The sequence below is a fragment of the Kumtagia sp. genome (assembly GCF_059502445.1).
On record NZ_JCACER010000023.1, the window covers coordinates 18,876 to 32,016 of the forward strand.

General features: G+C 68.4%; 10 protein-coding genes. 7 read left to right on the forward strand and 3 right to left on the reverse strand.

Going from position 1 to position 13,141, the window contains the following annotated elements:
• Nucleotides 1–87 precede the first annotated feature (87 nt).
• Nucleotides 88–471 carry an MAPEG family protein gene (locus tag AC5JDC_RS09775; RefSeq protein ID WP_495841196.1) on the forward strand — a complete coding sequence of 128 codons (384 nt, stop codon included), beginning with the start codon at nt 88–90 and terminating at the stop codon, nt 469–471.
• Nucleotides 472–607: 136 nt separating this feature from the next.
• Here the strand turns inward: AC5JDC_RS09775 and AC5JDC_RS09780 are convergent, their stop codons facing one another.
• Together AC5JDC_RS09780 and gshB are read right to left on the reverse strand one after the other, a co-directional pair.
• A complete protein-coding gene (locus AC5JDC_RS09780) occupies nt 608–2,137 on the reverse strand; it encodes a YifB family Mg chelatase-like AAA ATPase (protein WP_495841197.1) in 1,530 nt (509 codons plus the stop codon).
• A 159-nt stretch (nt 2,138–2,296) separates the two neighbouring features.
• Nucleotides 2,297–3,238 carry a glutathione synthase gene (gene gshB / locus AC5JDC_RS09785; RefSeq protein ID WP_495841198.1) on the reverse strand — a complete coding sequence of 314 codons (942 nt, stop codon included), beginning with the start codon at nt 3,236–3,238 and terminating at the stop codon, nt 2,297–2,299.
• Between the two features lie 149 nt (nt 3,239–3,387).
• Here gshB and AC5JDC_RS09790 point away from each other — a divergent pair, with 149 nt between their 5' ends.
• The 6 genes from AC5JDC_RS09790 to AC5JDC_RS09815 all read left to right on the forward strand — a co-directional run bounded on the left by AC5JDC_RS09790 (nt 3,388) and on the right by AC5JDC_RS09815 (nt 9,781).
• Nucleotides 3,388–4,737, forward strand: coding sequence for a putative bifunctional diguanylate cyclase/phosphodiesterase (locus AC5JDC_RS09790; RefSeq protein WP_106773232.1), 1,350 nt, complete (start codon nt 3,388–3,390; stop codon nt 4,735–4,737).
• Nucleotides 4,738–4,882: 145 nt separating this feature from the next.
• Nucleotides 4,883–5,650 carry an SDR family NAD(P)-dependent oxidoreductase gene (locus tag AC5JDC_RS09795; RefSeq protein WP_106773233.1) on the forward strand — a complete coding sequence of 256 codons (768 nt, stop codon included), beginning with the start codon at nt 4,883–4,885 and terminating at the stop codon, nt 5,648–5,650.
• Entirely contained in the window at nt 5,647–6,588 is a 942-nt protein-coding gene (locus AC5JDC_RS09800; protein ID WP_495841199.1) for a 2-dehydro-3-deoxygalactonokinase, read from the forward strand. The genes AC5JDC_RS09795 and AC5JDC_RS09800 overlap by 4 nt, the downstream gene beginning before the upstream one ends.
• Nucleotides 6,585–7,217 carry a 2-dehydro-3-deoxy-6-phosphogalactonate aldolase gene (locus tag AC5JDC_RS09805; protein WP_495841200.1) on the forward strand — a complete coding sequence of 211 codons (633 nt, stop codon included), beginning with the start codon at nt 6,585–6,587 and terminating at the stop codon, nt 7,215–7,217. Before AC5JDC_RS09800 ends, AC5JDC_RS09805 begins: the two co-directional genes overlap by 4 nt.
• Nucleotides 7,218–7,252: 35 nt before the next feature.
• On the forward strand, nt 7,253–8,311 hold the full coding sequence (locus AC5JDC_RS09810) for a D-alanine--D-alanine ligase family protein (RefSeq protein WP_495841201.1): 1,059 nt from the start codon (nt 7,253–7,255) through the stop codon (nt 8,309–8,311).
• Between the two features lie 657 nt (nt 8,312–8,968).
• Nucleotides 8,969–9,781 carry a hypothetical protein gene (locus AC5JDC_RS09815; protein ID WP_495841202.1) on the forward strand — a complete coding sequence of 271 codons (813 nt, stop codon included), beginning with the start codon at nt 8,969–8,971 and terminating at the stop codon, nt 9,779–9,781.
• Between the two features lie 168 nt (nt 9,782–9,949).
• Here the strand turns inward: AC5JDC_RS09815 and AC5JDC_RS09820 are convergent, their stop codons facing one another.
• Nucleotides 9,950–13,012 carry a calcium-binding protein gene (locus AC5JDC_RS09820; RefSeq protein ID WP_495841203.1) on the reverse strand — a complete coding sequence of 1,021 codons (3,063 nt, stop codon included), beginning with the start codon at nt 13,010–13,012 and terminating at the stop codon, nt 9,950–9,952.
• Nucleotides 13,013–13,141 lie beyond the last annotated feature (129 nt).

Consider the following 13,141-nt stretch of genomic DNA (forward strand, 5'->3'; position numbering starts at 1 on the left):
CCAACTTCCAGACGGAAACCTTGTCGATTCCGCAACACGCCGTTCGTCAACGGATCGCAACCCCATCCGCGATACGGAGACTTCCAGATGTCCTTTCAGATAACCGCCCTCTATGCCTCCATCCTCACCGTCATGGTGATCGTTCTCGCCAATGTCGTCAGCGCCAAGCGAGGGCGTTCCGGCATCTCGATCCTCGACGGCGGCGATGCCGACCTGGCGCTGTGGATGCGCCGCCACGGCAATCTCGTCGAGAACGCTCCGCTCGCCCTTCTGCTGATGGCGTTCTGCGAAGCACGCGGCCTCGGCCCGATCTGGCTGCACGCCATCGGCATCGTGCTCATCGCATCGCGCGCCCTGCACCTCGTCGGCCTCGACGCCAAACGCGTCACCTCGCCGCTGCGGATCGCCGGCGGCGTCGGCACCCAGCTCGCCATGCTCGGTGCCGCCGCCTATCTGCTGTGGCCGCACTGACCGGGTCGCACGACCAACAGTCGGACCGGCGGCAGCGCCGCCACATCCCGGCGCCCGACCGGTCCGGCTCCACCCGTCAGCCGCCGCAACCACCCGGCGGCCGGTCGATCCGCCCACCTTTCTCCTCGCCCCACGTCTATGCCGCCTGCGCCAGCCTTTCCCCGACAATGCGGTAGGAGATCGCCTCGGCAAGGTGAATGCGGCGGACGTCCTCGCTCTGGTCGAGATCGGCAAGCGTGCGCGCCACCTTGAGCACGCGATGATAGGCGCGCGCCGAAAAGCCGAGCTTTTCGCTGGCGTCGCGCAGCAGCGCCTCGCCGGCGGCGTCCAGCCTGGCGATCTCCTCGACCAGCGCCGTCGGGCAGTGGGCATTGGTGGCGACCGCGGCGCCGATCTCCTCGAAGCGCCGCCGCTGGATCGCCCGCGCCGCCGCGACGCGCTGCGCAACCGCGGCGCTGGGCTCGGACTTCGCCGGGCGGATCAGGTCGGCGGCGCTGACGGCCGGCACCTCGACCCGCAGATCGATGCGGTCCATCAGCGGTCCGGATATCCGGCCCTGGTATTCGCTGCGGCAGCGCTCGCCGCGCGCGCAGCGATAGCCCGGCTCGCCCGCCATGCCGCAGCGGCACGGGTTCATCGCCGCGACGAGCTGCAGCCGCGCCGGGTAGGTGACGCGAGTGTTGGCGCGGGCGATCACGCATTCGCCGGTCTCGATCGGCTGGCGCAGCGAATCCAGCGCCACCGGCGAGAATTCCGGCAGCTCGTCGAGGAAGAGCACGCCGTGATGGGCGAGCGACACCTCGCCCGGCCGCACGCGCAGGCCGCCGCCGACCATCGCCGCCATCGACGCCGAGTGATGCGGCGCCCGGAACGGCCGCCGGCCGGTCAGCTTTCCGCCGGCGAGTTCGCCGGCGATGGAGGCGACCATCGACACTTCGAGCAGTTCCTTCGGCGACAATGGCGGCAGGATCGAAGGCAGGCGCTGCGCCAGCATCGATTTCCCGGAGCCCGGGGGGCCGACCATCAGAAGATTGTGGCCGCCGGCCGCCGCCACTTCGAGCGCCCGGCGCGCCGTCTCCTGTCCCTTGATGTCGGCGAGGTCGGGAAGATTGTCGGCCGGCACATGCACCTTGGCCTCGGGCCGGGTCAGCACCTGGGTGCCGCGGAAATGGTTGGCGATGGCGACCAGGCTGCGCGGCGCCAGGATGTCCATGTCGGCACCCGCCCACGCCGCCTCCGGGCCGCAGGCGGAGGGGCAGATCAGACCCTTGCCCTCGGCATTGGCGCCGATCGCCGCCGGCAGCGCGCCGGCGACCGGCGCGATGGTGCCGTCGAGCGACAGCTCGCCGAGCACCACATAACCCGCGAGCGCATCGCCCGGAACGGCGCCGAGCGCCGCCATCAGCCCGAGCGCGATCGGCAGGTCGTAGTGGCTGCCTTCCTTCGGAAGGTCGGCCGGTGCCAGGTTGACGGTCACTTTCCTGGCCGGCATCGACAGGCCGGACGCGTGCAGCGCCGCCTGCACCCGCTCGCGGCTTTCCGCCACCGCCTTGTCGGGCAGGCCGACGATGTGCATGCCGGCCTTGCCCGGCGCGACCATCACCTGCACGTCGACGGGAACCGCCTCGACGCCCTGGAATGCCACGGTACGCACGCGCGAAACCATGCCCGCCCTCTCCAGCAGCGGGGTTTTCCCCTTCCCCGCGCAGCCTGGAGTGAAGCACAGAACGCCGCACTCCGCAAGAACATTAAGAGAACAAAATGATGGCTCGATGTCCGGGTAGCAACGGTGAAGACGTGCTGGACGGCGCTCCACGGCAGCCCCTCACCCCCGCTTCGCCTCCACCGCGTCCCAGAACAGCGCGGCGATGTCGGCGCCGCCAAAACGCTTCACCTCGCGCACGCCGGTCGGCGAGGTGACGTTGATCTCGGTCATGTAGTCGCCGATGACGTCGATGCCGACCAGGATGAAGCCGCGCTGCCTGAGCGACGGGCCGATGCGCGCGCAGATCTCGCGCTCGCGCGCCGTCAGCTCGGTCTTCTCGGCGCGGCCGCCGACATGCATGTTGGAGCGGCTGTCGTGCTCGGCCGGCACGCGGTTGATGGCGCCCACCGCCTCGCCGTCGATCAGGATGATACGCTTGTCGCCCTTGCGCACGTCCTTGAGATAGCGCTGCACGATGAAGGGCTCGCGGAACATCTGCGAGAACATCTCCAGCAGCGAGGCGAGATTGCGGTCGGCCTCGGCGAGGTGGAAGATGCCGGCGCCGCCATTGCCGTAGAGCGGCTTGACGATGATGTCGCCATGCTCCTTGCGGAAGGCGGCGACCTCCTGCGGGTCCCTGGTGATCAGCGTCTCCGGCATCAGGTCGGGAAACTCAGTGACGAAGATCTTTTCCGGGCTGTTTCTCACCCATGCAGGGTCGTTCACCACCAGCGTCCCCGGGTGGATGCGCTCGAGCATATGGGTGGTGGTGATGTAGTTCATGTCGAAGGGCGGATCCTGGCGCAAGAGCACCACGTCCATCTCCGACAGGTCGGTGCGGACCGGTTCGCCGAGCGTAAAATGGCTGCCCTTCTCGTCGCGCACAGACATTTCCTCAACCCGGGCGAACACTTTTCCGCCGTCCAGCGTCAGCCGGTCGGGCGTATAGTGGTAGAGCGCATGGCCGCGCCGCTCGGCCTCCAGCGAAAGGGCGAAGGTGGTGTCGCCGGCGATGTTGACCGTCGACACATGATCCATCTGGATGGCGATGTTCAGGGGCATGTCGCAAAACTCCGGGCGCAACCGATGCCGATGTATAGGCTTGGCGCCGCGCTGCCAATCCCACCGGCCAACAGCGCGCCGCCGATACGTTTCCTCAATACTTTGCCGCCATTATCCGCCGGCGCGTCGCATGGAATACAGGAAGTTTGATGCAGCCGTCCTTCGCCCCCGGCCCGGACCGCAGCGAAAGCGCCGACCTCGCTTTCACGGATCCCTTGACCGGGCTGGGCAACCATCGGCGTTTCTCCGACAAGATCGACCGGCTGATCAGCGACCGCGCCGACGATCCGGCGCCGTTCACCGTGGGTATCCTCGATCTCGACGGCTTCAAGCCGATCAACGACCTGTTCGGGCGAAGGGCCGGCGACGACATCCTCGTGCAGGTGGCCATGCGGCTGCGCGCGGCGATGGACGCCGGCTCGACCGTGGCGCGCGTCGGCTCCGACGAGTTCGCCTTCCTCTTTCCGATGGTGTTTTCCGAGGAGGCCGCCTCGGAGCGCGCCAAGATGCTGATCGAGATCATCTCGGCCCCCTACGACGTCGGCGACCGCATGGCGCGGCTGTCCGCCTCGGTCGGCTGCTCGCTGTTCTATTCCGGCGACGAGACGACGGAGGTGCTGGTCGACAAGGCCGAGACCGCGCTCTACCACGCCAAGCGCTCCGGCCGCGGCAAGGTGGTGGTCTATACGCGCGAGATGGAGGAGGCGGCCAAGCGGGTGACCCGCATCGAGCAGGCGCTGCGCCGCGCCGTGGCGGCGGGCGAGGTCGAGCCGCATTTCCAGCCCATCATCGACCTGGAGACGCGGCGGGTGCGCGGCTTCGAGACGCTGGCGCGCTGGACCGACCGGGATCTCGGGCCGGTGTCGCCGGCGATCTTCATCCCCATAGCCGAGGAGCGCGGCATCATCGGGCCGCTGTCGCAGCTGGTGCTGCGCAAGGCGACGGAAGCCGCGCGCAACTGGCCGCGCGACCTGTTCCTGTCCTTCAACCTGTCGCCGTCGCAACTGGTCGACCAGAACACCGGGCTGCACATCCTCACTATCCTCGACCGCACCGGCTTCGATCCGCGCCGTCTGGAGATCGAGATCACCGAGACCGGCCTGATGAACGACCCGGTATCGGCCGGCAAGATCGTCGAGGACCTGCGCCGCTGCGGCATCCGCGTGTCGCTCGACGATTTCGGCACCGGCCTGTCGTCGCTGGGCCGGCTGCGCGAGTTCCATTTCGACAAGCTCAAGATCGACCGCAGCTTCGTGTCGTCCATCCTCGACGACAGGCCGTCGGAGCACATCATCCGCGCCATCCTGGCCATGTGCGAGGGGCTGGGCATGGAGGCCGTCGCTGAGGGCATCGAGAAGGAGGGCCAGGCGGCCCGCCTCAGCGAGTTCGGCTGCCAGGGCGGACAGGGTTATCTGTTCGGCCGGCCAGCCGACGCGGAGACGACGCTCGGGCTGCTGCGTGACACGATCCGGGGCAGGCCGGCGCTGGTCGCCGTCTGAGCTCATCCCGTCGGAAACGGCGACGGCGCGCGCTGTCCGCAGCCCCGCGAAATGCCATGGACCCGCGCAAGATTCCTGTCGCGCCGGACGCCCCGACGGGCTAAAGGATGGCCCGCCAAATCCCTGACGAGAAGAGACTTTTGCCATGGCGCATCCGGCCCGATACAGCGACCTCGACGGAGCGGCGGTGCTGATCACCGGCGGCGGCTCCGGCATTGGCGCGGCCCTCACCGAAGGTTTCGTCGAGCAGGGCGCGAAGGTCGCCTTCCTCGACATAGCGGCGGGACCGAGCGAGGCGCTGCGCGACCGCCTGGGCAAGGCCCACGGCTCCGCCCCGCTCTACATCCGCTGCGACCTGCGCGACGTCGAGGCGCTGCGCGCCGCGATCGGCCAAGCCGAGGCGGCGCATGGCGCGGCGACGGTGCTGATCAACAATGCCGCGCTCGACGACCGGCACGAGGTGGCCGACGTCACCGTCGACTATTGGGAGAACAATCTCTCGATCAACCTGCGCCCGCATTTCTTCACCGCGCAGGCGGTGGCGCCCGGCATGCGCGCGGCCGGCGGCGGCTCGATCATCAACTTCACCTCGACCTCCTTCATGATCAACCATCCGGACATGCCGGCCTACACCGCCGCCAAGGCCGGCATCGTCGGCCTGACCAAGGGCCTTGCCGGCAAGCTCGGCCCGTGGGGCATCCGCGTCAACGCGGTGGCGCCGGGCTGGGTCATCACCGAGCGGCAGCGCGAGCTCTGGGTGAGCGACGACGCCCTTGCCGTGCATGTGGCGCGCCAGTGCATCCGCGAGGTGATGAAGGCCGAGGACATGGTCGGCCCCTGCCTGTTCCTCGCTTCCGGCGCCTCGCGCATGCTGACGGCGCAGACGATGATCGTCGACGGAGGCTTTCTGTGACGGACGCCAAACGGGCGGCGGTCGCGGCCGCCGACTGGGGGACCACCCGGCTGCGGGTCTGGCTGCTCGACGCGGCCGGCGGCGTCATCGCCGAACGGCGCAGCGACGAGGGCCTGCTGGCAGCGCAGCCCGACCGGTTCGAGGCCATCCTCGAGCGGCAGCTGGCCGAAATGGGAGCGCCGGCGTCCCTGCCGGTGGTCATCTGCGGCATGGCCGGATCGCGCCAGGGCTGGGTCGAGGCACCCTACATCACCGTGCCCGCCTCGCTCGGCGAGATTTTCGGCGCGGCCGCGCGCGTGCCCGCGACCGCTCGCGACATCCGCATCGTGCCCGGCCTGGCGCAGCGCGACGCGGACCGTCCGGACGTCATGCGCGGCGAGGAGACGCAGCTTGCCGGCGCGCTGGCGCGGCTCGGCGCCGGACGGCATCTTGCCTGCATGCCCGGAACCCATTCGAAATGGGTCGAGCTCGCCGACGGAACCGTCGCCGGCTTCCAGACCTTCATGACCGGCGAGCTCTTCTCGGTGCTGTCGGCCCAGTCGATCCTGCGCCATTCGGTCGGCGCGGAGGCGAAGGTGGACGCAGCCAGTCCGCTCTTCGCGCGGTGGTGCGAAAATGCCGTCGCGTCGCCCGCGCCGCTGGAGACCAGTCTTTTCCGCATCCGCGCCGCAACCCTGCTGCAGGGGTTGGAAGGCGCCGACGCGGCGGCCGCGCTGTCCGGCCTTTTGATCGGCGCCGAGATCGTCGCCGCCAGGGCGCGCTTCGCGGTCTCGGGCGGGCCGGTCGTGCTGATCGCCTCCGGCGCCATGCGCGACCTCTACGCCGAGGCGCTCCGGCTCGCCGGCTTTACAGCCGCGATCGTCGAGGCCGACGAGGCGGTGCGCGGCGGGCTTGCCGAGGCCGCCCGGCACATGGGCATGACGGGAGACGCGGCATGAAGGTGGCTTTCCCGGCGCTGCGGCGCAATCTCGTCGCCATCCTGCGCGGCCTGCGGCCGGAGGAAGCGGTCGCGGTGGGCACGGCGGTGTTCGAGGCCGGCATAGAGGCGATCGAGGTGCCGCTCAACTCGCCCGACCCGTTCCGCTCCATCGAGGCGCTGGCCAGGGCCCTGCCCGCCAAGGCGCTGATCGGCGCCGGTACGGTACTTTCGGCGGACGAAGTCGACCGGCTGCACGATGCCGGCGGGCGGCTGCTGGTCAGCCCCAACATCGACGCCGCGGTGATGCGGCAGGCGGGAAAGCACGGCATGGTCACCATGCCCGGCGTGTTCACGCCGACGGAAGCCTTCGCCGCCTTGCAGCTCGGCGCGTCGGCGCTGAAATTCTTCCCGGCGAGCGTGCTCGGCCCCGGCGGCATCGCCGCGATCCGCGCCGTGCTGCCGTCCGATACGACCGTCGGGGTGGTCGGCGGCGTCTCGGAAGCCGATTTCGCGGCCTATGCCAAGGTCGGCGTGCGCACCTTCGGCCTCGGCTCCAGCCTGTTCAAGCCGGGCATGAGCGCGGCCGAAGTGGGGCAGCGGGCGCAGGCGGCGGCGCAGGCCTGGGACGCGGTGTTCAAGGCAGCCTGACGCCCGCCGCGCAGGGATCGGCCCTGGGGGAAGACATGTCGAAGCCGCAACTCGTCCTGGTGCATGAACCGGAAGACGCCTGCCGGACAAGGCTGACGAGCCAAGGTTTTGCCGCGGAACGCGCGCTGGAGATCTCCTCCTACCTGGCGCAGAGCACCGACCTTACGTTGGAGTTCGCCGGGATCGAGGAGGCCTGCGCGCGGCGCGGCCTGCGCTTCGTGCCCGTGCCACTCGACGAAGCCGCCGGCACGCTAGCCAGCGCCGATCCGGCGACAACGCTGGTGTGGACCCTTACCGACGGGATCGCCTATTTCCGCGGCGGCGCGGCGCCGGCGCTGGCCCGGCTTGCCGGCCTCGCCACCATAGGCTCCGACGACTCGCTGTTCGCGCTCTGCCAGGACAAGTTCCGATCCGGCGCGGTTCTCGGCGCGCTTGGCCTGCCGGTGCCGCCGGCCGGACTGGCGCGCGACGGCGAGTGGCTGGTGCCGCCGCCAGCCTCTGCCGGCGGCTATTTCGTCAAGCCCAACCGGCTCGGCGCCAAGATCGGCATCTGGCCGGACTCGCGCTGCCTGGATGCCGGGGCGGCGCTGGCGCTCAGCCGCCGCATCTTCGAAGCCTATCGCGATGACGTGGTGGTGCAGCCCTATGTTTCCGGCCGCAACGTCCGCGCCAGCTTCCTCGCCGTCGATCCCGCTACGAAGGTCGAGGCGCTCGGCGTGTTCTTCGTCGATGCCGGTGGCGATTTCCAGACCATGGCCGATTCCATGGCGCTTTATGGCGACACCGGCGCGAAGGCCAGAGCCGCGGAAACCTATCGCGAGCCGGAACTCGTGCCGGTCGCCGCCATCCAGCCGCGGGCCGACCGCCGCATCCGCTCCATTGCCGGGAGGCTGATGGCGGCTCTCGGCGTCCGGGACGTGTTTTCCATGGATTTCCGCGTCGAAGAGGACGGCACGGTCCATCTCCTCGAATTCGAAGTCTGTCCCGGCCTGCCCTGCTTCGATTTCCGCGCCTACTGCCGGGCGCAGTGGGGCCTCGCCCTGCCCGACGCGATGGCCGAGACAGCGGCGCGGCGGCTTCTCACCGCTGCCTGATACCTCGATGCCTTCCCGATCGATGGTATCCAGAACCGATCCTGGCCGGCGCATAACATCAACGGCTGCGTGCTTTGACCGTCGGCGCCGCCCATCTGGTAGGATGCCGTCGGCGCGCCGGAGCACTTCACAACCGGTAGGGCATGGATCCTAGGGTCTGCGCCTCCGCTGCGCTCCGGCTCCGCCCTAGGATGACGAAGCCTTTGATATTGCAGGCTAATCGCCGCTGTCAAAGGCTCACGGGCCGCTGGCGAGTAGCCGAACCATCCGGCCTTTCGTCATCCTATGGCGGAGCAGGCCGAAGGCCGTCGCGCAGACCATAGGATCCATGCCGGAACGGCAGCGACACGCCCGCGGAGCAGAATGAAGTAAGCAAGAAGGCACTCGTAAAAGCAGCGGCATATCAACATGATGCGCCAACGATGGGAGATGTGTGATCTGATAGCCGTTTTGCACGGAGAGAGGATGCCGGCAGGCAGGTGAGGGGCGGCGCGCCGGCTCAGGGTACGCCATCTCCGAACCTGGTTTCCCGACACGCTCCGCTCGCCGCGCCCGCTCGCGAGGTCAGCATCTGTCAGGATTGTTTTCCTCAAATTTATCCCTCTCCTTCCCAACCCGAGCGATAATTGCGCCGCCTGTGCAGGAAAGGAGGCGGCGGTGGACTGGGATGCGGCAATCGAGAAGAATCGCGAGGCGCTGAAGCGCATCCTCGCCATGCTCGTCGCCATGGCCGGGCTGGATCTCGGGGAACTCAGGGGACAGTTTACTTTCTTTCGGCAGAAAGGCGGCGGCGGTTCAGGCCTCGCGCGGGCCGAAAAAAGTAAACTGTCCCCGGCACTTGACCCGGAACTCACCCTTCCCCGCCGCCTCCACCGCGCCATACTCCGGCTGCTGCGTCCGGCCGAAGCGGCGGTGCGGCGCCTCATCGTCGTGGCCGCGCGTGGCCTCGTCGTGACCCTGCCGCCGCCCCGGCAGAAACCGCAGCCAAAATTCCGCCCCGGAGCCGGCCCCGTCCGCATGCCGGCGCGGCCGAAAGCCCGCGCCCGCAGCACCTCCCTGCCGCTGCTCGATCCGCTAAAACCCTGGAACCGCCGCCCGCGGCGGGCGCCCAGGGGCGTGCCGCGCATCTCCTGTCCCGGCTACAGCGAGCCGTTCCGCATCCCCGTCTGGTCGCCCAACGATCCCATCGACGCGTCACGGCTGGACGCGCGGCTGCGGGCATTGGTCGCCGCGCTCGACGACCTGCCCGGCCAGGCAAGGCGCTTCGCCCGCTGGCGGGCACGCCGCGACGCCGCCCTCGCGCGCGAGCGGGAATCCGGCGGTCTGCGCCGGTTCGGCCGCTTCTCGCCGCTGAAACCCGGCCGGCCGCCGGGCTGGCGGCGAAAAAAGCCCGTTCACGAGGTGCACGAGGTCCTGGACGTCGTGCACGGGCTTGCCCAGTGGGCGCTGGAGCCGCCCGACACGTCGTGACGGCGCCACACCTGGCGGACATGACAGCGAAGGACCGACCGGCCAGGGGATTTCCGCGGCGGGGCGGCGATGCATGCTGTCGGCCCTTGCGGGTCTGTTGTCCAGAGCCTGGCCAACCTGCCTGGCCGTGCTCCAGGGTCACCGCGGCCGGTCGCGGCGACCCGTCGATCAGATCACCTCGAAATCGGCATTGGTCAGCGCCAAGCCGACAGTCAGTGTGGCGAAGTGCACGCCGGCGCCGGCGCCGGTCCCGTCCGCATCATAGAACAGCTTTCCGGTGGCCGTGTCGTGGATGATGCGGTCGCTAGTATCATGCGCCAGCCCGGTGGTGTTCGACCAGAAGGCCGCGGCTGCGAGCGTGCCGGTCGTCAGTGCCGCGAAGATCGCGTCGTCCAGCTCGATCGTATCAGCCGCCACGCTGAAGTCGGCGATGACATCGATATTGTCCGCGCCCAAGGCGGTCGAGAAGGCAAAGACGTCCGCACCGCCGGAACCCTTCAACACATCGTTGCCGCCCTTGCCGTCGATGCGATTGTCGCCGGCATTGCCGGCGATCTCCTGGCCGATCCCGTTCCCGGTGAGATCGATGTCGGACGTGCCGGCCGAGCCGTTGGTCTGCAGGATTTCGACATGCACACCGGCGCCGAGCGCATAATCCACCGCCGCCACCACCTTGTCGGCCGCGCCCTGCGACATGCCCTCGACGATGACGTCGCCGGAATTGAAGACGCGGTAGGTGTCGCTGCCGCCGAGCCCCTTCATCACGTCGGCCGCCCCCTTGCCGCCGTCATGCAGGATGTTCTCTCCGGCATTGCCGATGATCTCCTGGGCAAGAGCGTTGCCGGTCAGGTCGATGGCGGACGTACCGGCCGAGCCGTTGGTCTGCAGGATCTCGACATGCACGCCGGCGCCGAGCACGTAGTCGACGGCGGCATTCACCTTGTCGAGGCTGCCTTGCGAGGCGGCCTCGGCGATGGCATCGCCGGAATTGAACACACGGTAGGTGTCGTTGCCCCCAAGACCCTTCATCACGTCGGCCGCGCCCTTGCCGCCATCGTGCAGGATGTTCTCCCCGGCATTGCCGGTGATCTCCTGGGCGAGCGCGTTGCCGGTCAGGTCGATGGCGGAGGTACCGGCCGAAGCCGTGGTTGTCAGCTTTTCGATGTCGTCATCCGCCGCGAGCGCATAGCTGACGCGTGCCGCGACGTGATCGGCAGTCCCGTCGCCGGCGACCTCGACGACGACATCGTCCTGCGCGTCGACCACATAGGTGTCATCATCGGCATGGCCGGCAAGCGTATCCGCTCCCGTTCCGCCGTCGAGCCAGTCCTCTCCGGAACCGCCGGAAAGCTGGTCCTCGCCCTCCGCGCCGTACAGCTTGTCGTCACCGTCCTGGCCGTAAAGCGTGTCGTTGTCGCCCAGGCCGAAAAGCTGGTTGTCGATGCTCGTTCCGAAGATGACATCGTTGTGCTGCGAACCGCGGGCGTTCTCGATCGTGCCCACGACGATGATGTCGTTGCTTGCTCCGCCGGCATTCGGGCCGCCGCTGAGGTAGAGCGTGATGCCGCTCGCCACGCCTTCGTAGCTGATCGTGTCCATGCCGTCGCCGCCGTCGTAGCGGCTGCCGCTGGCCAGGCTGGCGACCAGCGTGTCGTCGCCGTCCTCGCCGTAGAGCGCGTCCTTGCCGCCCTTGCCGGCAAGCGTGTCGGCGCCGCCGCCGCCGTGGAGCACATTGACGCCGGCGGTGCCGTAGAGCGCATCGTTGCCGGTGGCCGAGCCGATGGCGGACGAGAAGGTGCCGGCCTTGATCGTGTCGCCCACCGCGTCGCCGAACTTCGCGCTGCTGGCCGCGAGGTCGACCAGGACGCCCAGCGTCGAGGTCTTGTAGCTCAGCGTGTTGCGACCGGCGCCACCGTCGAGCGTGTCGGCGCCTGCGCCTCCCTCGATGACGTCGTTGCCGACGCCGCCGGAAATCTTGTCGGTGCCGCCGCCGCCGAACATGACGTCGGCCAGCTCGTCGCCCTTCAGCGTCTCGCTCGTGTCGTCGCCGACCGTCGTGCGGATGATCTGCGTCTGCGTGAACGCGATATCGCTGCCCGGGCCGTCGACCTCGGGGTCCGACGTCGCATAGACGGTGGTGAGCACACCGCCGGGCGTGCCTACGATATCCGGAGCCTTGTCGGGGTTGGAGCTGTCGGCGACGACGAACTCACCGGTGATCGCCACGCCGCTCGGGCTGTATATCCTCGCGGCAACGTCCTTGTTCGCGCTGCCCGGCACGCTGGTCTCCCATGTGACCGCGATGAAGCCGTTGTCCAGCAGCGCCAGCGACGGGTTCGTCTGTGCGCCGGCGGTCACCTGGTTTATCTTGAAGGCGGCAGTGCGCGCCGTGCCGTCTTCGTTGTAGATGCGCATGTTCAGGTCGAAGATGCTCGAGACCCCGTCGTGGTTGAGGTAGGCGACGGCGAAGCCGCCATCCTTCAGTCCGATCACCTGGGGATTGTGGCCCTCGCCGCCACCGGTGTCGTCCACCAGGATGTCGTCGGTGACCGCCGCGTTGTCGTCGCCATACTTGCGGACATGGGTGCTCCAGCCCTGGCCGAGAACGAACTCGGACCAGACGATCACGTAGCCGCCATTGGCCAGGGCGGAAATGGAGGGCACGGTCGTGTCGTTCTGCGGCAGGTCGTCGACCGCCCAGGCTCCCGTCAGCACGCCCTTGGCGTCGAACCGCGCGAAATCGACGTCGCCATTGTCTCCGGCGGCGGTATTGGGCTCGAAGGTGACCACGAAGCCGCCATCCTTGAGCGCCGTGACCCCACCCATCCCGGTCGTTGGGAAGCTTTCGAACACGAGCGCATCGGGTCCGAGCGCGACACCTTCGCTGTCGAAGACCCGGTAGCGGAGCTGGTTCGCGCCGGAGCTCATATCGTTGAACAGCGTGACGAGCCCGCCTCCCTCGAGAGCCACGGTCTCGCTGCCATGCTGGTCGCCGGCGCTCGTCGAGTTGACCGGGCCGATCTCGAAGACCGGCGCCGAGTTGGTCGGATCGGTGCCCGCCTTGTAAGCGGTCGCGACGATCTGCGTCGTGCCGAAATGGTCGAAGGTGGTGACCAGCGTACCATCCTTCAGCACGGTGATCGACGGCGAACCTTGATTGTCCGTCTTGAAGATGTCGCTGAGCGCGACCGGTTCGAGAATCTGTTCGTGGTTATAGGTGATGATTGCCATGGAAAGCCCTCCGCTTTGCTGATGCCGGGTAGAGCCCTGCTCGACCCCTTGGCGGCTCGTATAATTTGCGAGTGTATCGGCCTTGTGTCGCTAAATTTTCGGTTAAGATACAAAAGTATCGTAAAATAT